Origin of the sequence: Marinobacter koreensis (genome assembly GCF_023156285.1) — a bacterium.
In the GTDB taxonomy this organism is placed as follows: domain Bacteria; phylum Pseudomonadota; class Gammaproteobacteria; order Pseudomonadales; family Oleiphilaceae; genus Marinobacter; species Marinobacter koreensis.
Window position 1 is genome coordinate 262,357 of record NZ_JAKZAJ010000002.1, and the last position, 26,737, is coordinate 289,093.

The 26,737-nt window shown below is 59.1% G+C and carries 23 protein-coding genes; 7 read left to right on the plus strand and 16 right to left on the minus strand.

Features of this window, described 5'->3' with window-relative positions; all coding sequences use genetic code 11:
• Positions 1 to 38: 38 nt before the first annotated feature.
• The 8 genes from MLD04_RS06310 to cysZ all read right to left on the minus strand — a co-directional run bounded on the left by MLD04_RS06310 (position 39) and on the right by cysZ (position 10,177).
• Positions 39 to 650: a Yip1 family protein gene (locus tag MLD04_RS06310; protein WP_248155865.1), complete on the minus strand. Its 612-nt coding sequence runs from the start codon at positions 648 to 650 to the stop codon at positions 39 to 41.
• 144 nt (positions 651 to 794) lie between these two features.
• The gene (locus MLD04_RS06315; RefSeq protein ID WP_248155867.1) at positions 795 to 1,376 is read right to left on the minus strand and encodes a glutathione S-transferase family protein; all 582 of its coding nucleotides are present in this window, start codon (positions 1,374 to 1,376) and stop codon (positions 795 to 797) included.
• A 14-nt stretch (positions 1,377 to 1,390) separates the two neighbouring features.
• The gene (gene ald / locus MLD04_RS06320; RefSeq protein WP_248155868.1) at positions 1,391 to 2,509 is read right to left on the minus strand and encodes an alanine dehydrogenase; all 1,119 of its coding nucleotides are present in this window, start codon (positions 2,507 to 2,509) and stop codon (positions 1,391 to 1,393) included.
• 96 nt (positions 2,510 to 2,605) lie between these two features.
• Positions 2,606 to 3,304 (minus strand): lysophospholipid acyltransferase family protein, encoded by a 699-nt coding sequence (locus tag MLD04_RS06325; RefSeq protein WP_248155870.1) that lies wholly within the window; start codon positions 3,302 to 3,304, stop codon positions 2,606 to 2,608.
• A gap of 129 nt (positions 3,305 to 3,433) precedes the next feature.
• Positions 3,434 to 3,640 carry a cold-shock protein gene (locus MLD04_RS06330; RefSeq protein WP_008939715.1) on the minus strand — a complete coding sequence of 69 codons (207 nt, stop codon included), beginning with the start codon at positions 3,638 to 3,640 and terminating at the stop codon, positions 3,434 to 3,436.
• A gap of 308 nt (positions 3,641 to 3,948) precedes the next feature.
• The gene (locus tag MLD04_RS06335; protein ID WP_248155872.1) at positions 3,949 to 6,399 is read right to left on the minus strand and encodes an acyl-CoA dehydrogenase; all 2,451 of its coding nucleotides are present in this window, start codon (positions 6,397 to 6,399) and stop codon (positions 3,949 to 3,951) included.
• A 157-nt stretch (positions 6,400 to 6,556) separates the two neighbouring features.
• Entirely contained in the window at positions 6,557 to 9,409 is a 2,853-nt protein-coding gene (gene rapA, locus MLD04_RS06340; RefSeq protein WP_248155874.1) for an RNA polymerase-associated protein RapA, read from the minus strand.
• A gap of 18 nt (positions 9,410 to 9,427) precedes the next feature.
• Positions 9,428 to 10,177: a sulfate transporter CysZ gene (cysZ, locus tag MLD04_RS06345; protein ID WP_248155876.1), complete on the minus strand. Its 750-nt coding sequence runs from the start codon at positions 10,175 to 10,177 to the stop codon at positions 9,428 to 9,430.
• A gap of 97 nt (positions 10,178 to 10,274) precedes the next feature.
• On the opposite strand from cysZ, the gene MLD04_RS06350 reads away from it, so the two are divergent.
• On the plus strand, positions 10,275 to 10,679 hold the full coding sequence (locus MLD04_RS06350; protein ID WP_248155878.1) for a VanZ family protein: 405 nt from the start codon (positions 10,275 to 10,277) through the stop codon (positions 10,677 to 10,679).
• 411 nt (positions 10,680 to 11,090) lie between these two features.
• Here MLD04_RS06350 and MLD04_RS06355 read toward each other — a convergent pair whose 3' ends face one another.
• A complete protein-coding gene (locus MLD04_RS06355; protein ID WP_248155880.1) occupies positions 11,091 to 11,750 on the minus strand; it encodes a class I SAM-dependent methyltransferase in 660 nt (219 codons plus the stop codon).
• A 133-nt stretch (positions 11,751 to 11,883) separates the two neighbouring features.
• Here MLD04_RS06355 and mnmH point away from each other — a divergent pair, with 133 nt between their 5' ends.
• The 5 genes from mnmH (at position 11,884) to MLD04_RS06380 (ending at position 16,473) form a co-directional block, all read left to right on the plus strand.
• Positions 11,884 to 12,987 (plus strand): tRNA 2-selenouridine(34) synthase MnmH, encoded by a 1,104-nt coding sequence (gene mnmH, locus MLD04_RS06360; RefSeq protein WP_248155882.1) that lies wholly within the window; start codon positions 11,884 to 11,886, stop codon positions 12,985 to 12,987.
• Positions 12,988 to 13,129: 142 nt separating this feature from the next.
• Positions 13,130 to 13,963 carry a mechanosensitive ion channel family protein gene (locus MLD04_RS06365; protein ID WP_248155884.1) on the plus strand — a complete coding sequence of 278 codons (834 nt, stop codon included), beginning with the start codon at positions 13,130 to 13,132 and terminating at the stop codon, positions 13,961 to 13,963.
• Positions 13,964 to 14,131: 168 nt separating this feature from the next.
• Positions 14,132 to 14,689 (plus strand): aminoacyl-tRNA deacylase, encoded by a 558-nt coding sequence (locus MLD04_RS06370; protein ID WP_248155886.1) that lies wholly within the window; start codon positions 14,132 to 14,134, stop codon positions 14,687 to 14,689.
• Positions 14,690 to 14,770: 81 nt separating this feature from the next.
• Positions 14,771 to 16,075 carry an FAD-dependent monooxygenase gene (locus MLD04_RS06375; protein WP_248155888.1) on the plus strand — a complete coding sequence of 435 codons (1,305 nt, stop codon included), beginning with the start codon at positions 14,771 to 14,773 and terminating at the stop codon, positions 16,073 to 16,075.
• A 32-nt stretch (positions 16,076 to 16,107) separates the two neighbouring features.
• The gene (locus MLD04_RS06380) at positions 16,108 to 16,473 is read left to right on the plus strand and encodes a histidine triad nucleotide-binding protein (protein WP_248155890.1); all 366 of its coding nucleotides are present in this window, start codon (positions 16,108 to 16,110) and stop codon (positions 16,471 to 16,473) included.
• A gap of 69 nt (positions 16,474 to 16,542) precedes the next feature.
• Here the strand turns inward: MLD04_RS06380 and pstB are convergent, their stop codons facing one another.
• From pstB to phoU, 5 genes are all read right to left on the minus strand, one after another.
• Complete coding sequence (gene pstB / locus MLD04_RS06385) at positions 16,543 to 17,412, minus strand: phosphate ABC transporter ATP-binding protein PstB (RefSeq protein WP_248155892.1); 870 nt, start codon at positions 17,410 to 17,412, stop codon at positions 16,543 to 16,545.
• Positions 17,413 to 17,462: 50 nt separating this feature from the next.
• Positions 17,463 to 18,305: a phosphate ABC transporter permease PstA gene (gene pstA, locus MLD04_RS06390; RefSeq protein ID WP_248155894.1), complete on the minus strand. Its 843-nt coding sequence runs from the start codon at positions 18,303 to 18,305 to the stop codon at positions 17,463 to 17,465.
• A 1-nt stretch (position 18,306) separates the two neighbouring features.
• Complete coding sequence (gene pstC / locus MLD04_RS06395; protein ID WP_345799609.1) at positions 18,307 to 19,284, minus strand: phosphate ABC transporter permease subunit PstC; 978 nt, start codon at positions 19,282 to 19,284, stop codon at positions 18,307 to 18,309.
• Positions 19,285 to 19,416: 132 nt separating this feature from the next.
• Positions 19,417 to 20,457 carry a phosphate ABC transporter substrate-binding protein PstS gene (pstS, locus tag MLD04_RS06400; RefSeq protein ID WP_248155896.1) on the minus strand — a complete coding sequence of 347 codons (1,041 nt, stop codon included), beginning with the start codon at positions 20,455 to 20,457 and terminating at the stop codon, positions 19,417 to 19,419.
• Between the two features lie 254 nt (positions 20,458 to 20,711).
• Positions 20,712 to 21,434, minus strand: a complete 723-nt coding sequence (gene phoU, locus MLD04_RS06405) for a phosphate signaling complex protein PhoU (protein WP_248155898.1) — start codon at positions 21,432 to 21,434, stop codon at positions 20,712 to 20,714.
• Positions 21,435 to 21,730: 296 nt separating this feature from the next.
• Here phoU and MLD04_RS06410 point away from each other — a divergent pair, with 296 nt between their 5' ends.
• The gene (locus tag MLD04_RS06410) at positions 21,731 to 22,135 is read left to right on the plus strand and encodes an acyl-CoA thioesterase (protein WP_248155900.1); all 405 of its coding nucleotides are present in this window, start codon (positions 21,731 to 21,733) and stop codon (positions 22,133 to 22,135) included.
• A 3-nt stretch (positions 22,136 to 22,138) separates the two neighbouring features.
• Here the strand turns inward: MLD04_RS06410 and MLD04_RS06415 are convergent, their stop codons facing one another.
• A complete protein-coding gene (locus MLD04_RS06415; protein ID WP_248155903.1) occupies positions 22,139 to 23,131 on the minus strand; it encodes a dihydroorotate dehydrogenase-like protein in 993 nt (330 codons plus the stop codon).
• Entirely contained in the window at positions 23,124 to 26,717 is a 3,594-nt protein-coding gene (gene nifJ / locus MLD04_RS06420) for a pyruvate:ferredoxin (flavodoxin) oxidoreductase (RefSeq protein WP_248155905.1), read from the minus strand. The genes MLD04_RS06415 and nifJ overlap by 8 nt, the downstream gene beginning before the upstream one ends.
• Positions 26,718 to 26,737 lie beyond the last annotated feature (20 nt).

The window sequence follows — 26,737 nt, forward strand, 5'->3', positions numbered from 1 at the left end:
ACCCGCTCCCCTTCTGCGTGATGGATGGTCCTGCGGGACTATCCGCTGACAAACACCGGACCGATCCCCATGTTCCAGATAATCGCGGAACCGGCCCTCGTGGACACCAGGATCACCAGTGCAACGGTCAGCAGGGCGCCACCGTACATGACGGCCTGTTCCTTTTCGATACCCATGACAATGGGCAGACCGTCATACATCAACCAGGCGCCATAGCAGGCTGCCACCAGAAACACGATGGCATTGAACCAGGGCACCGGATACAGCAGCGCAAATCCGGCGAGGAACAACGGTGTGCAGGAATAGGCTGCCAGGGCAATGCCGTTGGAAGGCACATGCTCCTCTTTGGCTCCGTAGGTGCGCGCCATCCAGTTGATGGCATAGCCGAGTGCAAAGACTCCGATCAACATGGATATATAGGTCAGCACACTCAGTTGCATGGCGCTGATTTCCGTCAGCTTGATCAGCCGTTCATTGCCGACCGTCCAGCCGAAATGGGCTGTGGATATATAAGCGCATACCGGGCCAATCAGGGCCAGGATCGCGACATAGGCCACATAGACCCGACGTGGAGTTTCATGTTCTTTACGTATGGACACCCACTCTTCATCGGGGTGCGTGAACATTCCGAACGCATGTGACAGGAGCATGGATACCCCCTCTTCTTGCTGTTTTTGGGTCAGGGAAGGCCGGGAGGCAACACACCTCCGGCACATCCCTTTCATTAACTATAGTCAAGAACAGGGGGTGAAACAGAACCGACTGATGATATTTTGTTCAGTTGATAGCCTGTTTCATACAGTTTGGTTCTGACGAGGATCCGTCTGGGCGACCCAGGGATTGTCCTTGCGGGCATCCCGGAAGTCGACGAGGCTTTCAACCCCGCTGAAATCGACGAGATCGCGGAAATCGAGCCAGTCCACCAGGCAGTAGAGGCAAATCGAAGGGTAGTCCCAATTTTCAAAGCGGCCGTCATCAACCTGAGCCGCCAGGGTCCTGAGCGTCGTCATGATCCGCTCGCGCTGGAGGTTGAAGAACATGACATCCGCGTCGACGTCAACGCCGGACTTCTTGGACAGCAACAGCGTCACGGCCGAATCATTGGCCGCGTCAACCAGGGTCAACTGGTTCTCCTGATCCCAGGTCAGGGGATCCCGATTCTGTTTGGCACTCAGATACCTGGCGATGATCCGGGAATCGAAGAGCTCCTGCCCGTCATCCTCGATCATCGGGATTTTCAGGGCCGGATTGTTACGACGGAGTTCATCCCGACCCTCGCCGTAGATATCGAGATTGACGAACTCGTAGGGGTCTTCTCCGAGCAGAATGCGTATACGTCTGACGTAAGGAGAGGTGGTGGATCCGATCAGTTTCATGACTGCTCCGGTTTTCAGGTTCCCAGAAGGGATTCTGGATCTGTGTATGGGTACCCGGTGGCTTCCGCCACTTCCCTGTAGGTCACCTTGCCAGCCATCACATTCAGGCCGGCCATCAGGTGCGGGTCCTCTCTCATCGCCTGTTCGGCCCCCTTGTTCGCCAGCGCAGCGATAAACGGCAAGGTGGCGTTATTCAGGGCAAGCGTGGAAGTCCGCGCGACGGCTCCGGGCATGTTTGCCACGCAGTAATGTACCACACCATCAACAACGTACGTGGGGTTATCATGGGTGGTCGGCTTTGAGGTCTCCGCACAACCACCCTGATCAATGGCAACATCAACGATCACGCTCCCCTCGGGCATTCTTCGGATCATGTCGCGGGTAATCAACTTGGGGGCGGAGGCACCGGGAATCAGCACACTGCCGATGACCAGATCCGACTCCACAACGGCTTCATCCAGGGCATGGGCCGTGGAGAACAGCGTGGTTATACGGTTCCCATAGTGGTGATCGAGCTGCCTCAGAACGTCCATGCTCCGGTCAATCACCGTGACATGTGCGCCGAGACCAATGGCCATGGCCACGGCGTTCTGGCCCACAACACCGCCACCGACGACGGTTACCCTCGCGGGACTGACACCCGGGACACCACCGAGAAGCACGCCCCGGCCGCCCAGATACTTCTCCAGACAGTGGGCGCCCGCCTGGATTGACATTCGTCCTGCGACCTCGGACATCGGCGCCAGTAACGGCAAATGGCCAGCCCTGTCGGTCACGGTTTCGTACGCAATGCAGGTCGCTCCCGACGCCACCAGGTCATCAGTCTGCGCCTGGTCCGGGGCAAGATGGAGGTAGGTAAACAGGGTTTGGCCCTTCCTCAGGAGGGCGCGCTCCGCGGGCTGCGGCTCCTTGACCTTGACGATCAGCTCGGCCTGCTCGAAGACGTCCTCCGCGCTGTCAACAATCCGGGCACCGGCCTGGCGGTAGTCATCGTCGGAGAATCCGCTGGCGGAACCAGCACCCTGCTGCACACAGACATCATGCCCGTGACTGTACAACTCGTGAACCGACGCCGGAGTCATGCCGACACGATACTCGTGATTCTTGATTTCCCGGGGTACACCAACTTTCATGAACACGCTCCCACGATCCGTCCAAACATTCGTAAGTTCTGCTCATCCAGTGTAGTCAAAAGACCCGCACCCGGTGCCGGGGCCATATCCGTACTTTTACAGGGTACCCGCGATCGTGCTTCTGACCTCTTCCATCAGGGTTTCCAGAGACTTGTCGCCGACCGTTACCGGCGGGTGAATCACGATGTGAATGTCGCCACTGCTGAAGGCTGCATGGCCCTTGGGCAACCGGTCATGGGAACCGCGAATGGTGACCGGCAGAATGGGCAGCCCGCCATCCCGGGCGATCACGAAGCCACCGCGCTTGAAAGGGAGCAACCGGCCGTCCCACGATCGGGTGCCCTCAGGAAACAACAGGATACTGGTGCCGTCCGGCAATTGTGCGACGCCCTGTTTGATGCTCTCGAGGGCATCTGAACCTTTTGACCGATCGATGAACAGATTCCGGGAAGTTTCAAGGGCCAGGCCGAACAACGGGACCTTCCGCAACTCCTTCTTGATGACCCACCGGTACTGCAGACCCAGCGCGAGCACCAGTGCCGGAGGATCGAAATACGAAGCATGGTTGCTGAGGATGACGTAACGCTCGCCGGGCCGGATGTGTTCCCGGCCGCTCACTCGCAGGCGGATGCCACAGACCTTCAGAATGACCCAGGCATAGATCTGGGTACCCTGGAACGCTGCGTCCCCGCGTTTGCCTATAAGCGCGGCCACAACAATAGGAACAAACAGAATCAGGGTGAGAAGGATGGCCCAGAAGAAAATCCAGACAGTCTTCAGAACTCGCAGCGGCATGAAACCTTCCCGTGTATCTCGACGACAAATTAAACGAGCAACCGGGAAAGAAAGATTACACAGTCGAAAAAAAATCACAAAAAAAGGCAGCCGAAGCTGCCTTTTTGATGTTGCCGAAGCCGTCAGGACTTACAGGGCAACAACGTTCTCCGCCTGAGGACCTTTCTGGCCCTGAGTCACGGTGAACTCGACCTGCTGGCCTTCGGCCAGGGTCTTGAAACCAGAGCCCTGAATGGCGCTGTAGTGAACAAAAACGTCCGGGCCGCCTTCACGAGTGATAAAGCCAAAGCCTTTTGCTTCGTTGAAGAACTTAACAGTACCGGTAACAGTAGACATACTTAAATTTCCTGAAATCAATCATATTCTCTGCCGCCACACGCCTCGTGCGCATGGTCAGCGTTTGCGGAAAAACAGAACTCGCGGAATCAAAAACAGGACGGCACTACTGACTACAGGTACGTCTTATTCATGAAATGCTTTACTAATCTTTCCTTGAGAACTCACTCTACTCGGGAATTCGGGAATTGCCAAGGGAATTTTCGAACATTTGTATAGGTACTCATACCCATGGCACTACCTGGCCCCGATGGCAAGGCGGGCACCGGTCTGTGCACCGCCAGGACCACCGGGAAACAGCCTTCGGATCAGGCGGGGTTATGGTCGATTAACGTATCCTTGTTGCGGGCGAATTCGTCGAAGGGGAAGTCGTCTACCGTCAGCATTTCCAGCACGACCTGCTCATACTCGCGCATGAAGTCGGCTTCTTCCTTCGTGAACACGCCCGCCTCCAGCGCCGCGTCAAACCGCTCTTCGGGATGCAACGCCGTCATTGGCAACTCGCCCTTCGCGTAGGCCTTGGTTGCCTTGCGGTAGAGCTGTTCCGCCTTGTCATAATCCTTCAACAGCGCATTGTAGCGAGCCACCGGATTCTCCACGTCACCCTCCCCTTCGCTGGTCCAGATGCTGGCCAGCAGACGGTTCCGGATGGGCGTATCGGTGGTGATGGACCTGGCCAGCTTTCTCGCCAGGTCATCGCCGGGCGCATGCCAACGCCGACCCAGGGGCAAGGTGACGGCCCGAAGCACCAGGGCCACCGCCCGGTTCGGAAGATTCTGGAGAAATTCATCCAGCGCGGATTCGGTACGATGCAGCAACAGTTCCATGCTGTACTCCATCACTTCCTTCTCCCCGGCCACTGGCTGATTCTCGTGCCAGTTTTTCAGCACCATCGAGGCGAGATAGAGGTTCGACAACATATCCCCGAGACGGGCTGAAATCAGCTCACGCATCTTGAGTTCGCTGCCCAGCGTTGTCATGGCCGCATCGGAGCATAGACCGAAGGCCGCGCTGAACCGTGCCACCGCCTGTGCATAGCGGCGGCTGACACTGTCAAACGGCACATCCGCATGGCCCAGACCCAGTGCCTGTGTAAAGGCCCGGGCAGCATTTCCGAAGATCAATCCGGCGTGACCGAAGAACGCCTTGTCGAAGGCCCGGATGTCGTCGTTATCTTTTGCCGCCAGCTCCTCGAGGACGTATGGGTGGCAGCGAATCGCGCCCTGGCCGAAGATCATCAGACTCCGGGTCATGATGTTGGCACCTTCGACGGTAATGGAAACCGCTGCGCCGCTGTAGCCAATGCCCAGGTAGTTACGGGGGCCCAGGGTCACCGTCTTGCCACCATGAACATCCATTGCGTCGGACAGGACGCCCCGCTGGAACTCGGTCAGGTGGTATTTCAGAATCGCCGACGGTACCGCGGGCTTTTGCCCGTTGTCGATCATGTTGGCGGTGTGATTTACCGCAGCCTGGGAGATGTAGGTCTTTGCCGCGATTCGTGCCAGCGGCTCCTGGACACCTTCCATCTCAGCTACCGGCGTATTGAACTGGCGACGAACCCGTGTGAATCCGCCGGCGGTACCGACGGAATAAGCCGCAGCACCGGCTGCGCCGGAGGGCAGCGTGATACAGCGCCCCACCGACAGGCACTCTACCAGCATCCGCCAGCCCTGGCCGGCCATTTCCTGACCGCCAATAATGTAGTCGAGAGGGATGAATACATCCTTGCCCCGAATCGGCCCATTCAGGAACGGTGTTCCAATCGGACAGTGACGTCGCCCGATTTCCATGCCCTCGGTATCCCGGGGAATCAGGGCACAGGTGATGCCATAGTCCTTGGTATCTCCCAACAAGCCGTCCGGGTCGAACATCCGGAATGCCAGACCAACCACGGTGGCCACCGGCGCCAGGGTAATCCAGCGCTTCTCGAAGTTGAGCCGGATACCGAGAACTTCCTTGCCGTCCACTTCCTGCTTACAGACGATACCCGTATCGGGCAGCGACGTCGCATCGGACCCTGCGCGCGGACCGGTCAGGCCGAAACAGGGGATTTCCCGGCCGTCAGCAAGCCTCGGGAGGTAATACTGCTTCTGCTCTTCCGTACCGTATTTGACCAGCAGTTCGCCCGGCCCCAATGAGTTGGGCACGCCGACGGTCACCATCAGCATTTCGTTACCAGCCAGCTTCTGCAGTACAGCGGTCTGCGCCTTGGCGGAGAATTCCAGCCCACCGTACTCCCTGGGGATGATCATGCCGAAGAACTTTTCCTTTTTCAGCAGCTCCCAGAGTTCCGGCGGAAGGTCTGCACGCTCCACGGCGACATCCCAGGCGTTACACATGGCAATGGCCTGCGTGCACTGGTTGTCCACGAACGACTGCTCTTCCTCGGACAGCCCGTTATGGCGATTGACCAGCAGGTTCTGCCAGTCCGGGCGCCCGGTGAACAGTTCCCCGTCCCAGCCAACCGTACCCGCTTCCAGCGCTACCTTTTCGGTATCCGAGACTTTAGGCGCCACTTTCTTGAACATGGCAAAAATGCGCGGGGTCAGCCAGCTGCGGCGGAATCCGGGAAGACCGGCAACCGCCGTTACCGCAGCGCCTGCGAAAAGAATCAGGGCCAGCCACCCGGATGCAAAAATCCAGGACAAAAGGCCGACAACCGCCATAACACCGATCGCCTGACCGGCACCGGATTCACGGCGCATTACAATCAACAGGCCGGCCAATGCGACCAGAAACAGAATGAGAGTCATCATAGGTTTTCTCTGTCCTCCATGGATTTCGAGACCCCACCCCGACCCCATGCCAGGCACGGAGTCAGGGAAGCACCAAGACTACACTGTGTTACGTTTACGGTAACGCATCGGATGAGAGCTGACCAGCAACTGCCGCACAGTCAGGGGCTTAGCACCATCAGGCGGTTACGATCACCCGTATTCCCTCCAGGGCGAGACTCGCCCGCCCCACGGCTTCCCGGGCCGCGTCAAGCTGACTCCGGAAGAAATCGATTTCTTCCTCGCGGATGGCGGGATTAACCTTCTGCAAGGCAGTCAGGCGCTGGATTTCCGGTTCAAATGCAGCTTCAACCCGAGCCAGCGCCCGCTCTTTCAGGGGTTCCAGATGCGGTTCGGACAGTCGCTCGGCGTGATCGACCATGGTTTCAACCTGCGGACGGATTTGCGGCACGATGGCCTGCGCGGTGCGCCGGCGGATATTGGAACACAGATCATTCAGACGATCGTGGGGCAACGCCGCCGACAATTCCTTGCCGTTCACATCCACCAGGAGCCGAAGCGGCGAAATGGGAAGATAGCGGGTCAGCTGCAGTGACTCGGGCGCCGGACAATGAACAGTGAACAGGGCTTCCAGCAGCAACGTGCCCGGCGGCAACGCCTTGACGGACAGGCTCGCCAGAGCCGCCTTTCCCAGCCCCGAACTGGTGACCGAATCCATCACACCGGTAACCATGGGATGCTCCCAGCTGATAAACGCCAGGTCCTCACGCTCCAGAGCCTGCTCCCGGCTCCAGGTCACGGTTATGCCTTCCTCGGGCAAGCCCGCCACATGGCCGGGCTGGTATTGCTCTCCCGGCTTCAGGACATCCGAATGCTCGGTGTGATCCTCGATATCCACACCCAGGATATCGAACGCGTCGACCATGTAATCCCGGACCTGCGTCGAGCTTTCTTCCTGCTCGATCCGTTCGATCAGTTCGTTGGCCACCTGGGGCCGACAGGAATTGAGCTCAATGAGCGCGTCCCGGCCGTTCTGCAGTAATGTCTTGAGGCGATGACTCTCTTTTTCCGAGCGCTCGATCAACGTCTCCAGTGCCTCGGGGGCTCCTGCCAGCGCCTGCTGCCATTGATCCTGAACGATCTCCTGGACCGCGACGCCCACAGAGCAACTCTCGGCAAACGCATTGAGCCCCTCCTGAAACCAACGATACTGGACTTCCTGACTGGTCCCTTCCAGGTAGGGAATATGGATCCGGATCGCTTCCTGCTGACCGATCCGGTCGAGCCGCCCGATTCGCTGTTCCAGCAAATCCGGATTGGCGGGCAGATCAAACAGGACAAGATGGTGGGCGAACTGGAAATTGCGGCCTTCGCTGCCGATTTCCGAACAGATGAGTGCCTGCGCCCCCTGTTCATCATCCGCAAAGTAGGCGGCCGCCCGGTCCCGCTCCACCAGGCTCAGGTGTTCGTGAAACGCGGCACTGCGGATACCGGCCCTGAGCTGCAGATAATGCTCCAGCGCCATAGCCGTTTCGGCACGGGCGCAGATTACGACCACCTTGGCCGGACGCAGGCTCTTGAGCGTCTGCTCCAGCCAGGCAACACGGGGATCGTCGGTCAGCCATTGCTCTTCCGGACAACCCCGCTCGGGTGTCAGGCCATCGACTCCGGTTGACGCCCCGGCGAAGAGTTCCGGGCAGGGCAATGCGACAGGAACAGGCTGTCGCTCGGGGAAATCCGGAATGGCGGCCCGGGTATTACGAAACAGCACCCGGCCGGTACCGTGCCGGTCCAGCAAGGCATCAATGATGGCATCCCGGGATTGGGCTTCGAGCTGATCCAGATCGTCCCCCAGCCAGGTACGCAGAATCCCGCGATCGTCGTCGCTGATGGAATCATCCGCCTGCAGGCGTCGAACCACATCGTTCACCGACTGATACTGCGACTCCTGTTCACGGAACACCTCCAGGTCGTGGAAGCGGGCCGGATCAAGGAGCCGCAGGCGTGCGAAATGACTGGCGATACCCACCTGCTCAGGCGTGGCGGTCAGCAGCAACAATCCCCGGGTACGCGCGGACAGCGACTCCACAACCTCGTATTCGGGGCTGGCCGCTTCCGGCGCCCAGGCCAGGTGATGGGCCTCGTCGACGATCATCATGTCCCACCCAGCGGCAAGCGCATCCCGCCGGGCGCGCTCACTGCCGGTCAGGAAATCGAGGCTGCACAGGACCAGCTGTTCGCTTTCGAACGGATTCTCCGAATAGTCGTCACCAAAAATATTGTTGACCAGGGCATCGATATCATCTTCGCCCTCCTTGAGTGCGTCGTATCGGGTCTGGTCGACAATCGAGAATCGCAGATTGAAACGGCGAAGCATCTCCACCAGCCACTGGTGGATCAGGGAATCCGGCACCACGATCAACGCCCGCCGGACCCGGCCTGTCTGCAACTGATAATGAAGGATCAGGCCGGCCTCAATGGTTTTACCCAGACCCACTTCATCGGCAAGCAGTACCCGGGGGGCATGGCGTCGGGCGACTTCATGGGCAATATAGATCTGGTGCGGCAGATGCTGGGTTCGCGCGCCAATCAGCCCCTGGGCGGGCGACGCCCTCAGCCGATCCATATGCTGCAACGTGGCATACCGAAGCCGGAACGCGCCGTTACGATCGAACTGACCGGCAAACAGGCGCTGGTGGGGCGCCGAGAAATCCACGGATCCGGCCAATTTGACTTCGGAGATCGGGTGGATGTTCTCGCCATCGTCCGCGTGATACATCAGGACACCACCCACCTCCTCAACGGCTCTGACAATATATCGCTGACCATCGTAGGTCTCTATTTCCTCGCCCATCTGAAACACGATGCGGGACAGGGGGGCGTTGTCGATGGCGTAGGTGCGTTCTTCGTCCGCCGCCGGGAACCCCAGTGTTACCCTTCGGCCGGCAATGTCCGTGACAATGCCCAGCCCCAGTCCGGTATCGCTGTGGCTGACCCAACGCTGGCCAATGACGAAATCCGATGTATCCAAGAAACCTCCAATCCGAAATTACTGATGATTTGAATCGTTTTCACGCACCCAGAACGCGGTCGCTCCGCATACCGCGGCTGGCACGACAACCAGGTTCAGCAACGGCACCATGGCCGCCAGTGCCACAGGTAACCCGAAGCCCAGTGCCGACAGGCGGGAACCACCGAGCGTTCGGCGCAGAGCCGGAAAGCTCACCCGGTGATTGTCGGCAGGGTAATCGACATACTGGAGAGCCATCATCCAGCTGTTGAACAGGAACCAGAGGACCGCCGCCACCAGGTTGACCACCGGTACCAAACCAATCATGAACAGACCAATGGCGCGGGGCAGGTAATACAGGATCTTCTGCACCTCACGCCAGAGGGCCCGGGGAATATCCTTGACGATGGTGGCCCAGCCATCCTCGGTGGTGACTTCCTGACCGGTGAGATGCTTTTCCGTCAGCTCAGCCAGATATCCGTAAAACGGAGAACCAATCAGATTGGCTACAATCACGAAGCCATATGCCAGCATCAGAAGAATCACGGCGCCGTAAAGAATCCAGAACAGCCAGTCCAGCGACTGCAGCCAGTTCCAGTCGGGCAGCCAGCCCATGGCCGTGGCAATCAGCGCCGAAAAGCCTTCCGCCATGAAGTAGAAAAGAACGGCGAATAGAACGATATTGATGGCGATAGGCAGCAGCACGAAAAGTCGCAGGCCAGGCTGTCGGATGAGGTGAAAACCTTCCCCCAGGTAGCCCAGTCCACGAAAAAAGTTACCCTTGAGCATAACTGGCAGATCCTCCGTTCCAATGACAGTGACGGGGCGCAAAGCATATCATGATGGCTTCCGGCCCACAGCCTGTAAGGACCTACGGAAATTCCCCATGGCATCATTCAGACACAGCATGAACACCCTTTTACAGAACCGGACATTGTGGCGCATCGCGCTCCTGATTTCCGTTCTGGTGATCATTGTGCTGGCAACGGCAGACCCCAAAACGCCACTGCCTTCAACTCCCAGCGACAAACTGAACCACCTTCTGGCCTTCGTTGAACTGACCCTCCTGGCGCGACTGTCATGGCCGGACCGCAGTCCCATTGTCTATGTGCCCGCCCTGCTTGCCTTTGGCATGGGCATCGAACTCGTCCAGGCCAACCTGCCCTACCGGGACTTTTCGTTGATGGATTTCGCCACAGACGCCATTGCCATCGGGATCGGGCTCCTGCCCTGGCCCGGTATTCCAGGGCTCAAAAAAACTGATCTGGGAAAAACACCCGGGGGCATGTGAGATATCTCCTACATGGCTGTAAGCCGATTTACCGACATGGCGTACGCAAGCATGGTCAAACTCACCAATTTTTTCATCATGTCATTGATAAAAAAGGATTTTTTTATTAGCCGGAAATGGAGCCTCCCTGTAACCGTGCAAGGTTCACAGGTTTGTCAAAGTCCGATTGGTATATTGTTCTCGTCAGGGATGACAAGGAAAAGGACGACGCACCGGATGCACCCCGGCACGGAATGCGGGGAGAGGCAAGGACACAGGGATGCCTCGCTTAAGGGATAACAAATTGGAGCGCCGGCTCGGATGCCGGCACCACGGAGTGGAAGCACGGACCGGCAACAGGGTTGTTGCCATCGCGCAAGGACGCGCCGACCTGTTCCGAAAGGGTAGCCGGGAAGGCTGCCCTTCATTTTTTTATGGGCACCGGCCAGCCCGGTAGATCCGCACCCGATTGAACTCCTCGAACTCGTTAAGATCCGGCCAGGTACGAGCCTCTATCACCCCCTGACGAACATACCGCTCATCGCCCAGATCCTTCACCCGCGAATCCGCCAGCAGTACCTCCGGGGCCGCCTCCAGGAACTCGTTCAGGAACGACCGGTTCTCCCGATCGTACAACACATCGGCAGCGGTGATGACATCGACGGTGTCCGGGCGGGCCGCCCAATCGCTACAGACTTCCAGCTCCACGCCATTCAGCGCTGCATTCGACAGGGCCGCATCCAGCGCGGCCGGATCCAGATCACAGGCGATCACCCGGGCGGCGCCGGCCAGGGCTGCCGCCACAGCAACCACACCCGAGCCGGTACCGAAATCCAGCAATGTTTTGCCCGCCACCGCGTCCGGATGGTTCAGTATCCAGTTCGCGAGTACCTGACCGCTGGCCCAGCAAAACGACCAATACGCCGGTTCAGCCACCACCGACTGAGCCTCGTCGTGCGAGAGCGGGCCCTCCAGAACCGTTGGATCGAACAGATAAAGGGACAGCGTCGGACATCCTGCAGGGCGGCTCTTTGCCACTCGTCCACGGGTCAGGGTCTTGCGCAAGTGTTTATTCAGGCGTTCCGCGGACATACTCCCTCCGGCTCGGACAGATCAAAGCGGCTTATTGTACCGGGGCATCCATCGGGGATCAGCGGCTCCCGAGCAGAAAGACGCCGGTTTCGATATACTCGGGCCTCACATTTCCAATCTCCAGGTCCGTGAAATGGCAAGCCGACCCGACACCGACGACTATCTTTTCCTGTTTCTTGACGACGTTCCGCTGATGGATGTGCGGGCGCCCGTGGAGTTTGCCCGCGGCAGCTTCCCCGCGGCGGAAAATGCCCCCCTCATGAACGACGAAGAGCGGCACCGGGTCGGCATCTGCTACAAGGAGAAAGGTCAGGACAAAGCCATTGAGCTGGGACACCAACTGGTTTCCGGAGACATCAAGGCCCAACGCATAGAAGCCTGGAAACGTTTCATCGCGCGGAATCCGGACGGCTACCTGTTCTGCTTCCGGGGTGGACTGCGCTCGCGCCTGACCCAGCAATGGATCCGTGATGCCGGCATCGATTATCCACTGGTCAAGGGTGGGTACAAGGCCCTCCGGCGCTTCCTCATTGACAGCCTGGAAGGGCTGATCGAGACATCCGATTTCCACATTCTCAGTGGCCGCACCGGTACCGGCAAGACACGTGTCCTGCAACAATTGCCGAATCCGGTCGACCTGGAGGGACTGGCCAATCATCGGGGCTCCAGCTTCGGGCGCCGGGTGACGCCGCAGCCCTCACAGATCGATTTTGAGAATCGGCTGGCCGTGGCCATGCTGAAAGCCCATCACCGCATCGGCGGCACCATTTTCCTGGAGGACGAAAGCCGTCTGGTGGGTCGCTGCGCCCTGCCCGAAAGCCTGCGTAAGCGTATGGCCGAAGCGCCCCTGCTGGTGCTGGAGCGTCCGATGGCCGAACGCATCGCTATCATTCGCCAGGACTATGTCGAAGATATGCACGCCGATTACGTGGCCCGTGATGGCGAAGAGGCCGGGTGGCTCAACTTCCGCGACTACCTGCTCGCAGCCCTGGATCGAATCCGCAAACGCCTCGGCGGAGAACGGCACCAGCAACTGAGGGCGTTGATGGAGTCCGCACTTGAAACACAGGCGCACCAGGGCGTGCTCTCCGGACATGACGCGTGGATTGAGGCCCTGCTCACGGACTATTACGACCCCATGTATGACTACCAGCTCAGCCAGAAGGAAGGGCGCATTCTGGTCCGGGGGGGACCGGCTGTTATCCGGGAGCAAGCCAATCTGGCCCAGCCTGCGTAACAATGCGGTTGGGTGCTCCCGGTATCGTTATACCACCGAGACAAATCTCTGCTATATAAAAGGGGCTGGCAGTCCCTGTTTTGTTACGGCACCTTCCGATCCGGTACACCTGGAAAAACACGAATGAACAAGGAGTCTTAGTATGGAAGATCTTTTCGGCGCGGATGGTAGCGCTTCCCAATTTATGGATCATGCAGTGACGCTGGTCATGACCTATGCGCCCAAGGTCGTGCTCGCGATCGTCACACTGATCATCGGTATGTGGCTGATCAACCGCTTCGTCGCCATCCTCGACAAGAAGCTGGGACAGAAAGACCCCACCCTGAACAAGTTTCTGTGCGGCTTGATCAACGCACTTCTGAAAGTACTGCTCCTGATTTCAGTGGCCTCCATGGTCGGCATCGCAACGACCTCCTTTATCGCTGTCATCGGTGCCGCAGGCCTCGCCGTCGGTCTGGCCCTGCAGGGCAGCCTGGCAAACTTCGCAGGCGGCGTCCTGATCCTGATCTTCAAACCCTTCAAGGTCGGCGACACCATTGAAGCACAGGGATTCCTTGGTGCCGTAAAAGAGATCAGCATTCTGTATACGATCATTGACACCTTCGACAACCGGCGCATCGTGATTCCTAACGGCCAGCTTGCCAACGCCAGCCTCACCAATGTGAGTATTTACGATACCCGTCGCTGTGACATGACCTTCGGCATCGGATATGGCGATGATATCGACAAGGCCAAGCAGGTGATCAAGCAATGTCTGGAGGAGGATGAGCGAGTCCTGCCCGAACCAGCTCCCAGGATTGCCGTCGGTTCCCTTGGAGACAGCTCGGTCAACATCATTGTTCGCCCCTGGACGAAAACCGACGACCTCTGGCCGGTCTATTGGGACATGCACGAAAAGATCAAAAAGGCGTTCGACCGCGAAGGTATCTCCATTCCGTTCCCACAGAGAGATGTACATCTCTACAAAGAGGAGTGAACGGTTTCGCATTGATACACCCCGTAACTCGCAAACGGCGTATGCTCAACTAAGCTGAGCAGTAAGGGCGGGAGGCTGAACCAGTCCTCCCGCCAGTTCCGACGGAGCCCGGCCAACCAACAATGAACGGCTCCGAAACGCTGTCATTGCTGGTAGGAGGATGTAACGATGCCGGTACAGCAGTTGAAGGATTACCTCGATACGGCAGGCGTGGAGTACATGTGCCTGTCCCACCCTCCCGCGTTCACGGCCCAGGAACTGGCCCACCACGTCAAGATTGCCGGTGATCGCGTCGTCAAGACGGTCATTATCGAACTGGATGGCAAGATGGCCATGCTGGTGATGCCCGCAACCTGGCGCATCCGCTGGGATCGCCTGTCCCGCATACTCGACACCGATTTCGTCGACCTTGCCGACGAGCAGGAATTCAAGGATCGCTTCCCCGATTGCGAGGTGGGTGCCATGCCTCCCTTTGGCAACCTGTTCGGTATGACCGTTTACTGCGCCGAATCCCTGACAGAACAGCCAGAGCTGGCCTTCGCGGCGGGCAGCCACACGGAATCGGTGCATATGAAGACGGCAGACTTCCTGAATCTGGTGCAACCGATGGTCCTGAACCAGGGGTTCATCAAGCCGGGGGCGAAAAAGCCTGCCTGGCTGGTGAAAGGCCGCCGTCAACCGGAGAATGTCGAAGAGGCAGGTATTTCAGGCGCCATCGGCTACTGAGATCATCGCACCGACTTGATTCGGGTCGCTTGTCTGGGCGCTGCCATCGCGTAAACTGACGGCAACAGACAGGAACCCGATATGAACCAAGCATTCGACATTGCCATCGTCGGCGCGGGCATGGTGGGCAGTTCGCTCGCAACCGGCCTCGGCCGCGACGGCTTCTCCGTTGTACTGATCGATCAGGCCACTCCGCCCGCCTTTGATCCGGCCGGAGCGCCAGACATCCGCGTATCCGCGCTCAGCGCGGGCAGCGAACGATACCTGAGAGATCTTGGAGCGTGGCCTCGAATTCTGGCCATGCGCACAACGCCCTATCGGCGCCTTGGCGTCTGGGACGAAACCCCGCATCCCCTGAACAACCTGTTCCCGACTCCGTTCGCAAAGGTCATGTTCGATGCCCGGGATCTAGGCGCTTCCCACCTCGGCCATATCGTCGAGAACACCGTCACCCAGCAGGCGCTCTGGCAATGTGCCCGGGACGAGAAGACCGTGACCATCCGGGCGGGTGAGGGTGTGAGTGATCTGGAAGAACACGGCGACCATGCCGTCATACGCCTTGAAAACGGGGAGCAACTCACTGCAGGCCTGGTTATCGCCGCCGACGGTGCCCAGTCGAAGGTCCGGACACTGGCCGGCATCGGTGTGAGTCGTGACCAGTATGCCCAGCAAGCCATGGTAATTTCGGTTCGTTATCGGGGAGCCGTGGAAGATATTACCTGGCAGGGATTTTACCCCTCGGGACCGAGGGCCTTTCTGCCGTTACACAGCGCCGGAGCGGAACATCCCGGAGAGAGCTGGGCCTCGCTGGTGTGGTATGACGCCCCTGAGGCGTTATCGACGTTGAAGGACCTGGACGAGCCGGCCCTGATGGATTCGATTCAAAAGGCCTTTCCCGAAAACCTGCCGCCCCTGACCCACATTGACGCCCGGGCCAGTTTCCCGATCGCCCGACAGCACGCACGGCGCTATCATCAGGGACGCGTAGTGCTTGCCGGCGATTCCGCCCACACCATCAATCCGCTGGCCGGACAGGGGGTAAACCTTGGCTTCCAGGACGCGCAATGCCTTCAGTCCATGCTCCGGGAAGCGCGGCGCAGCGGTGCGGATCTGGCGGATGAGCGCTGGCTGACCCGCTATGAACAGCAGCGCCGACCGGCCAACCAGCGCATGATGATGGCCATGGACCTGTTCTACTACCTGTTCAGCAACAACATTCCGCCGGTCCACCTGCTGCGGAATCTGGGGCTCGGCGCCGCACGTGCCCTGCCCTTTGCCCGCAATCGCGTCGCCCGCTACGCCATGGGCATCGACGAAGAATGGCCGGCAATCCTCAAGCGCCTGGCGAGCAGCCTGCCGGGACGTCCCCGGCGTCTGATGCCATAGTCATCGATTCAAACCACAAGAAAGGAGCCTCCATGTCCGAGACGATCTTTACCAAAATCATTAATCGAGAGATTCCCGCTGACATCGTTTACGAAGACGACATCAGCCTGGCCTTTCGGGATATCAACCCCCAGGCACCAGTGCATCTTCTGGTCATCCCCAAGAAGGAAATCGCGTCTATCAACGACATCGAGGAAGGTGATCGGGAGCTGGTGGGACACCTCTACTGGGTAGCCGGCAAGCTGGCCAGGGAGATGGGGTTTGCCGAGGACGGCTATCGGACCGTGATGAACTGTGGCGAGAATGCCGGGCAGACGGTCTTCCATATCCATCTGCACCTGCTGGCTGGAAAGCCGTTCGGCTGGCCTCCCTATACCGACAAGATGAAGCAGGCCTGAGCGGTCTTATCCGCCAGCGACCGTGCGGGGTAAAGGGGTGCTCCCGTGATCACCCCGCACGACTGCCAATCAACCGAAGCGACCGGTGATGTAGTCTTCCGTTTCCTTCCGGTCCGGGTTGGTGAAGATGTTGTCGGTGTGGTCGTACTCCATCAGATCCCCAAGGTACATGAACGCGGTATAGTCAGAGACCCGGGCCGCCTGCTGCATGTTGTGGGTTACGATCGCGATGGCGAAATCGTCCTTGAGTTCGTAGATCAATTCCTCAATCTTCGACGTGGAGATCGGATCCAGTGCCGAGGTAGGCTCATCCAGCAGGAGAACCTCCGGTTTGACGGCGATGCCACGGGCAATACACAGCCTCTGCTGCTGACCACCGGACAGCGCGCCACCGGTCTGTTTCAGCTTGTCCTTGACCTCATCCCACAAGGCTGCACGCTGCAGCGCCCACTCCACACGTTCGTCCAGTTCGGATTTTTTCAGCTTCTCATACAGCCGGACGCCGAAGGCGACGTTGTCATAGATGGACATGGGGAACGGCGTCGGCTTCTGGAACACCATGCCAACCCGCGCCCGCAGCATGTTGACGTCAATCCCGGACCCGAGGACGTTCTCCCCGTCCAGGATCAGGTCACCCTCCGCACGCTGGCCCGGATACAGGTCATACATCCGGTTGAAGACCCGGAGCAGTGTGGATTTGCCGCACCCGGACGGACCGATGAACGCCGTTACCTTGCGGTCGGGAATGCCCATGGAGATATCGTGCAGGGCCTTGAACTTGCCGTAGTAGAAACTCAGATCCCGCAGAACAATCTTGGGATCCGCCACCGCCCGGATGTAATTCGTTTTCTCGAGCAGATCGTCGGTATTACCAGACGCCGACAACGCGGACGCCTCCAACCCGGTGGAGTCTTGGTCGATAGACGATTCTTGAGTCATAGTCGCTGCCTTCATAGTGTCAATCTCTGGCGCTGCCTGAGTAGTCGGTATCACGGCTTCTGTTTATGGCCTTTCAAGCCGTAACGGGCAAATATGTTCATCGCTAGAACGCTGATCGTAATGAGCAGTGCCGCCGCCCACGCGAGATTCTGCCAATCGCTATAGGGGCTCAGGGCGTACTGGTAGATCACCACGGGCATGTTGGCCATCGGCTGGCTCATGTCGGTTGACCAGAAATTGTTGCTAAGAGCGGTAAACAGAAGCGGCGCCGTCTCGCCCATAATCCGTGCCGTCGCCAGAAGGAGGCCCGTGATCATGCCGCTGAGGGCCGCCTTATACACCACGTGAACCGTCACTTTCCAGCGCGGCGCGCCGAGGGCTGCAGCCGCTTCCCGAAGCTGCGAGGGCACCAGTTTGAGCATGTCTTCCGTGGTGCGAACGACCACCGGCACCACCAGAATGGCCAGCGCGACACCCCCGGCCCAGCCGGAAAAATGCCCTACCGGGCTGACAAACAGGGTGTAGACAAACACACCTACAACGATGGAGGGAGCTGACAGGAGGATGTCGTTGATAAAACGCACGGTACTGGCGAACCGGGACTTGCCTCCGAACTCCGCCAGATAGGTCCCCGCCATGATGCCGATGGGGGTGCCAAGCAACACCGCCACCACCGTCAGCAGAAGCGTGCCCACAATGGCGTTGAGCAAACCACCCGACTCACCCGGAGGCGGGGTCATCTCGGTAAACACCGCCCAGTTGATGTGGGCGAAGCCTTTGATAAAAAGGATCGAGAGAATCCAGCCCAGCATGACCAGGCCGAACAGGGTGACCGCAATGGAGGCGGTCAGGTTAAACGCATTGATCATCTTACGGCGGTGATATCGGGTCATATCAGGTACTCCGTCCTTCCTGTACCTTCCCGAGCCGGAGCAGGAACCATTTAGAGATGGCCAGGACAATGAAGGTGATGATGAACAGGATCAGGCCGAGCGCAATCAGCGAGGACATGTGCAGACCATCGGCTTCGTTGAATTCATTGGCCAGTGTCGAGGCAATGGTGGAACCGGGGTAGAACAGGCCGGTCATCAGTTCCTGGGCATTACCGACAACGAAGGTCACCGCCATGGTCTCGCCGAGCGCCCGACCGAGCCCCAGCATGATGCCCCCGATAACCCCCACTTTGGTGTAAGGGAGGATGACTTTCCAGACCACTTCCCACGTGGTTGACCCCATGGCGTAGGCGGACTCTTTCAAATCCTTGGGAACGACATCAAACATGTCACGCATCACCGACGCGATGAACGGAATGATCATGATCGCCAGAATGAAACCGGCGGTGAACAGGCTCACACCGATCGGTGGCCCCTGGAAGAACTGGCCGATCAGCGGAAGCTCACCGATGGTGTCGGTCAGCACAGGTTGCAGGTTTTCGGAAAACCAGGGGGCAAAATAGAACAGGCCCCACATGCCGTAGATAATGGAGGGGACCGCAGCCAGCAGTTCCACCGCAATACCGACCGGCTTCTTCAGCCATTCCGGTGCCATTACGCTGATGAAAAGGGCAATACCAAAGCTCACCGGTATGCCGATCAGAATGGCGATAAACGAGGTAACCAGGGTTCCGACGATGGGAATGACGGCACCATATTGATCATTCACCACATCCCATTTTTCGGTGGTGAAAAAATCGAGACCAAAGGTCTGAAACGTCGGCCAGGCATCCTTGAACAGCATCAGGATGATTGCGGCCAACACCACCAAAACCATGGCGGCAAAAAAGAAGGCGGTGCCCTTGAAGAGCTTGTCGCCCAGCGTACCTATCATCGCTTGCCGGGAGTGTTTCGAATATTGAGTTTCTGGCGCTGCCATGGGTTCTCCCGCCTGGATCAACACGGTTTCAGGATGAACTCCGGCCATAGGGGCCGTTTTCGGGTGGAGCGATTATGCCACAACAAGAAAGGACAGGCGAAAACGCCTGTCCTTCGTTCACAAAAACCCCGATTACTTGAGGTTGATCTTCTCTTCCCAGGAAGATTCGATCAGTTCAGCAACGCTCTTGGGGATCGGGATGTAGTGCAGTTCAGCGGCAGCCGGCTGGCCATTGGCCATGGACCACTTGAAGAAGTCCAGGACTGCTTTCACCTGAGCCGGGTTCTTCGGATCGGTGTGAACCATCGCGAAGGTAGAACCGGTGATCGGCCAGCTGTTTTCGCCCGGCTGGTTAGTCAGGACAACACGGAAACCCGGAGTACCTTTCCAGTCAGCACCGGCAGCGGCGGCTGCAAAGTTATCGCTGGTGGGCGCAACACGGTTGCCGTCGCGGTTGATCATGTCCATGTAGGTCAGCTTGTTTTCCAGGGCATAGGCATACTCAACGTAGCCGATGGCGCCCTTGATGCGACCGGTGTAGGAAGCAACGCCTTCGTTACCTTTACCACCGAGGTTACCCTTGGACATCCAGTTTACGGTTTTGCCTTCGCCAACTTCGGATTTCCAGGCGTCACTGGCCTTGGACAGGTAGTTGGTGAAAATGGCGGTGGTGCCAGAAGAATCTGAGCGGTGAACCACTGTAATACGCAGGTCAGGCAGGTCGGCATCCGGGTTCAGCTTGGCGATGGCCGGATCGTTCCAGTTGGTGATCTTGCCCATCAGAATGGCTGCGAGGGTTTCGCCGTCGACAGCCAGCTCACCCGGCTTGATGCCCGGAACGTTGGCAACCGGTACGATACCGCCCATGATCAGCGGCCACTGGGTCAGGCCACTGTCTTTCAGATCTTCGACAGTCAGGGGTGCGTCGGAAGCACCGAAATCCACGTTACCGGCCTTGATCTGCTTGATGCCAGCACCGGAGCCAACTGACTGGTAGTTTACTTCAATACCGGTCTCTTCCTTGTAAGCGCTGGCCCACTTGGAAATGATCGGATACGCGAAAGATGAACCGGCACCGGTCACCTTCTCGACGCTGGCAGCGTGACCAGCTGCAGAAACAGTTACGGCGGCAGCGGCGAAAATACCCGCAATCAGCTTTCTGTCGAATTTCATGAACTCTCTCCTAAAGCAGTTGAATACTTCTGCCACACTCGTTCCGGTGTAGCTGGTGGCCGTGACCAGCGAGTGGCTGGCAAGTTGTGACCTGCACGCAGTATCCAGAATAATTATGTCAGTTTTATGACGACGACGATAATGGCGACACAAAGGAAAGGAGGTGAGAAACGAAACGTCGGAGGAAACCGGAAGAGAGCGCCGGATGATCCAGCAATCATCCGGCAACACGAGGGGAAATGCGCAGCCCGACCTTAACTGCCGACGACCTGCTCGGCCCACTTGGTCGGCTTGTGACGAACGTCTTCTCCCTCCACCATGTAGATGACATTCTCGGCGATGTTACAGGCGTGGTCGCCCACCCGCTCCAGGGCTCGCAATATCCACATGACCGACATGCATTTCGAAATATTGCGGGTATCTTCCATCATGAACGTCAGCAGTGAACGGGCCGCCGCCTTGTACTCCTCGTCAACCCGCTTGTCCTCTTTCATGATACCGATCGCCGGTTCGGGATCGAGGCGGGCGAACGCATCCAGGGCGTCCCTGAGCATGCCGCGCACATGGTTAGCAATGTGCTGGACTTCCACGTAACCACGCGGGGCCTTGCCCTCCTCGGCGAGCGTGATTGCCAGTTTGGCGATTTTCTTGGCCTCGTCGCCGATCCGCTCCAGATCCGCTACCATCTTGATGACCGCAATCACCAGGCGGAGGTCGCGGGCCGTCGGCTGACGACGGGCAATGATGTGGGTTGCCTCTTCATCAATGAGCAACTCGAGCTGGTCGACCTGCTTGTCCCCGTCACGGACCTTCTCACCGAGATGACCGTCATTCTCCACAAGAGCGGTTACCGCTCCTGCAACATGGGACTCGACCATGCCACCCATTTTCAGAAAGTTGGCCTTAAGCTCGGCAAGATCCTCGTCAAACTTCGCCGAGATGTGATCCCCGTGGCTCATATCCTTTTTATCTGGCATACAAAGCAGTCTCCAAAACGTAACTGTGCAGGTCGCGACCCGGAAGGAGGCCAAGCTGGGAGAGGCCCTGAATTATGGCGTCGCCGGCAAAGCACTAAAAGTCCTAATATAGAGGAGGTGCAAACCTCTGCGCAAACTGTCCTCATGCGCGGCTCTGCTCCGATGGTTACCACACCAACATGACAATCGCATGGCACCCGGATGAATCGGCCCGGATCGTGTAAATTTACTTGCAGAGTGCCCGCAGGCCATTAACATGCAAGCTACTATAATAAATCGCAGAACAGGCTGGCTCCATGACCGATTACGACGACGACAAACCAAAACCCCGCGGCGAACTGACGCTTCAGGTCATTCCTCTCCCCTCTGACACCAATGCCAATGGTGACGTATTCGCCGGCTGGCTGGTCAAACAGATGGACATAGCGGCGGCAACTATGGCCGGGCGGATTTCCCAGGGCCGCAATGCAACCGTCGCCATGGACCGGATGGAATTCCTGTCGCCACTGAGGGTGGGGTCACAGGTTGGCTGTTATTGCGAACTGGTGGATATCGGCCGAAGCTCCATGAAGATCAACGTGGAAGTCTGGACACTGGACCGAACCGCCCGAACCCCCCGCAAGGTCACCGAGGGGCTCTTTGTTTACGTGGCGATCGACGAACACGGTCGGATCCGGGAAGTCCCGGAGCAGAACCTGTAGCACTTACCGCCAGCCCTGCAAGAGGCGCGCGTAATTGAGGCGCTCCCAGGTGTGAGCATTGGGGGCGTTGTCCAGTGACAGGGCCCCGCGTGCTTCTGCCAGCGTGTTATACCCCATTCGATCCAGTTGTCGACTGGCCTCTTCGGTGATCCGCCCAAGCGCTTCAGGCCCGTCCGCCAGCAGCGCCGAGACCACCTGCACCACAGTGGCGCCCGCCAGAATGGCTTTCACCGCATCATCGCCACTGTGAACACCGCCCGAGACAGCCATTTCAAGGCCCGTGCGACCGAACAGAGAGGCCACCGCATGCAGGCGAAGCGGCAATTCGGCATTGCTGGAGAGCACCACGTCCCGGCTCAGGGTCAGTTCGTCCAGATCCATATCCGGTTGGTAAAAGCGGTTGAACAGCACCAGCCCTCGGGCGCCCGCCGCTTCCACGCCGGTCACGAAGGCTGGCAGGGCGGAGTAGAACGGGGACAGTTTAACGCTGACCGGCACAGAAACCTGCGCCACAACGGCCTGCACCACCTCCAGCTGTCGTTTCTCCAGTGTCGCGGCGGTATCAGACGGATCCGTGGCGAGATCATAAAGATTGAGCTCGATGGCCTCCGCTCCCGCGTCTTCCAGTTCCCGGGCATGATGGGTCCAGCCACCGGGCGTAACTCCATTGAGTGAGGCAATCACGGGCACATCCAGTTTGCTGCGGAGTAATTCCAGACGCCTGAGGTAACTGTGTGACCCTACTTCAAAAATCTCTGACTCCGGGAAATACGAGCGCGCCTCGGCGTCTCTGTTGATCTGGGAGTCGATAAACTTGTGCGCCGCCATCTGCTCGGCCACCAGCTGTTCCTCGAACAGGGAATGCATCACCACCGCGCCGGCGCCAGCATCGACACAGGCCTTCAGGGCGTCCAGGTCATCAGTCAGCGGGCTGGCACCCACCACCAGGGGCGAGCGCAGGTCCAGTCCGAGCCATCGGGTTGTCAGCTCAGTCATGACGTTCGCCCTCCTCCGGGTCCGATTCCACGTGTTCATGGGGCTCAAAGTGTATACCGGCCAGCTGTTTGTAGAGCTCTCGCTGGTCGTGGGCCGCTTCAGTGGCCGCGGCTACCAGTTGTTCGTACCGTTCCGGGTCCCGCAGTTCCAGCATCCGGAACCGCGCCTCTTCCTGCATGTATTCTTTCATCGTTACTTTCTGGCGTACGGAATCCAGCTGCAGGGGCGGTAAGCCATCGTCAATCCGCCGGGGATCGAAACGGTAGAGAGGCCAGGCCCAGCTGTCCACCGCTCGACGTTGCTGGGCGGGCGAATGCACCAGATCATAACCATGGGCAATACAGGGACTGTGGGCGATGATCAGCGCCGGCCCCTCGTAGCTTTCGGCTTCCTGCAAGGCTTTGGTGGTCTGGTTGCTGTGGGACTGCAGGGCAATTTGCGCCACATACACGTGACCATAGCTCATGGCCAGCAGGCCCAGGTCCTTCTTGCGGGTTTCCTTGCCAGCCGATGCAAACTTGGCCACGGCCCCGATGGGCGTCGCCTTGGATTGCTGACCACCAGTGTTGGAATACACCTCGGTATCCAGCACCAGCAGCTTGAGGTTCTGCCCGGAGGCCAGAGCATGGTCGAGCCCTCCATAACCGATGTCGTAGGCCCAGCCATCCCCACCAATCACCCAGACGCTCTTGGGGCACAATTCATCCGCCAGGCTGGCCAGCTCGTCGGCCTCGGCACCCGGCTGGTCCGCCAGCCAATCCCGAAGACGGATGACCGCCTCCCGCCGGGCGATCAGGGCGGTTTCATCGATGGTGGCGCAGGGCCCTGTCAGACCGCTGTAGAGCGCCTCGGGCAATCCGGGGCGAAATTCCTCGAGCAGTTGCCGGGCCCGTGTCACCAGCTGGTTCAGCCCAACACGCATCCCCAGCCCCAGTTCTGCGGCATCTTCGAACAGCGAGTTGTTCCAGGTAGGTCCCCGGCCATCGGGGTTGACGGTGTACGGCGTCGTCGGCAGGTTACCGCCATAGATGGAGGAACAGCCAGTGGCGTTGGCAATCAGCAAACGGTCACCGAGCAACTGGGTCAACAGGCGGATATAAGGTGTCTCGCCACAACCACTACAGGCGCCGGAATACTCGAACAGCGGAATCAGCAATGGCAGTGCCTTGAAGTCCCGGGGAATCCGGTCCCGCGGCACCGGCGGGAGGTTACGGAAAAACGCCAGGTTCTCGGCCTCAACCGTTCGATGGTCTTCCAGCGGCCTCATGTTGATGGCCTTGCGTTTCGGCTGACTTCGATCCTTTGCGGGGCAGACTTCGACACACAGACCGCACCCGGTGCAATCGTCGGGCGCGACCTGAATCCGGTAGTCCAGTCCCTCCAGTTCCGACGTCTGGGTTTCCGGCACGGTCTCGAACGCTTCCGGCGCACCCTGGACCGCATCCGGCTCGAACACCTTGCTGGTGATGGCCGTGTGCGGACAGATCATTGCGCAGAAATTGCACTGCACACAGATATCCGACTCCCAGATCGGAATCTCGAGGGCAATGGTGCGTTTTTCATACTGACTCGTGCCGGTCGGCCAGGTGCCGTCCGGTGGAAACGCACTGACCGGCAGCCTGTCGCCCTGCCCCTCGAGTAGAAGCCGTGTGACTTTCTGGACGAAATCCGGGGCATCGTCCGGTACCCGGGGCGGTCGGCTTCGGGTTGCCGTCACCTGGTCCGGCACCGGCACTTCGTGGAGATTGGCCAGGGCGGAATCCACCGCTTCCACGTTGCGGCGAACCACCTCCGGTCCGCGACGCCCCCAGGTCTGACGAATGGACTCCTTGATGCGGTCAATGGCTTCGGCCCGGGGCAAGATGTCCGCCAGGACAAAGAAGCAGACCTGCATAACGGTGTTGATCCGCCGCTCCAGCCCGGCCTTTTCGGCGACGTCTGCCGCATCAATCACATACAGGCTTGCCTTGCGCTCCACCAGAACCCGCTGGGCCTCCACGGACAACCGGTCCCACACCTGGTCCGGCGGCCAGGGTACGTTGAGCAGGACCGTGGCGCCCGGAGCGGCATGCTCAAGCACATCGAACCGCTCCAGAAACTGCGGGGTATGCACGGCCACAAACTGGGCCTGACGAATCTGGTAGCTTGAGCGGATCGGATGCGGCCCGAAGCGCAGATGGGATACCGTGGTGGCCCCGGATTTCTTCGAATCATAGACAAAATGCCCCTGGGCATAGAGGTCCGTACCCTCCCCCAGGATCTTGATGCTGGCCTTGTTGCTACTGACCGTACCATCGGCCCCCAGGCCGAAGAACAGGGCACGGCGGGTTTCCGGCGATTCAATGTCCAGCTCGGCATCAACCTCCAGCGAAAGATGCGAGACATCGTCACGAACCCCCACGGTAAAGCGGGTTTTCGGAGCCGCTGCCTTCAATTCATCAAAGATGGCGCAAACCATGGCCGGCGTGAATTCCCGGGAAGACAGACCGTAGCGACCTCCGACCAGCCTTGGCAGTGTCTGGCGTTCACCCCGGCTATAGGCTTCCATCAAGGCACCACTCACTTCCAGCAGCAGCGGCTCGCCCTGGGCACCGGGTTCCTTGGTCCGATCCAGCACCGCCAGTTGCTGGACCGATTCAGGCAGCGCCTGGAGAAAGCGATCGGTCGCAAACGGCCGGAACAGGCGTACCTTGAGCACCCCGACCTTCTCGCCCTTGCTGACCAGCCAGTCCACGGTCTCGTGGGCGCACTCGGCGCCGGATCCCATCAGGATCACCACCCTTTCGGCTTCGGGGTGGCCGACGTAATCAAACAAGCGGTAGCGACGCCCGGTTATGTCCGCGAACCGCTCCATCACCGACTCAAGCGTGTCGGGAAACGCCTGGTAGAAGGGATTGGTGGCTTCCCGCGACTGGAAAAAAGCGTCCGGATTCTGGGAAGTGCCCCGGACGACCGGGCGATCCGGTGTCATCCGTCGGGCACGGTGGGCATCCAGACCCGCACGGGGCACCAGCGCCCGCAGCTCCTCATCGCCGAGCGCCACAATCTTGGAAATCTCGTGGGAGGTGCGGAAGCCGTCGAAGAAATGCATCACCGGCACCCGGCTTTCCAGCGTTACCGCATGGCCGATGGCCGCCAGGTCCTGTGCCTCCTGTACCGATCCGGACGCCAGCAGCGCGAAGCCGGTGCCCCGCGCCGTCATCACATCGGAATGATCGCAGAAGATGGACAGGGCATGTGTTGCCACGCTGCGGGCAGCGATGTGCATGCAGAAGGGCGACAGTTCACCGGCAATCTTGAACAGATTGGGCAGCATCAGCAGCAGCCCCTGAGAAGCGGTGAAGGTGGTCACCAGGGAGCCCGCCTGAAGGGCCCCATGTACAGCACCGGCAGCACCAGCCTCGGATTGCATTTCAACAACCTTCGGCACCTCGCCCCAAAGGTTTGGCCTGGTCAGGGCCGACCAGTCATCGGCGTGTTCACCCATGACCGACGCTGGGGTGATCGGGTAAATCGCGATGGTCTCACTCAGACGGTAGGCCACTGAGGCGACTGCTTCGTTCCCGTCAAGGGTATGGAATTCCATGGCCACTTCTCCCTGTCATG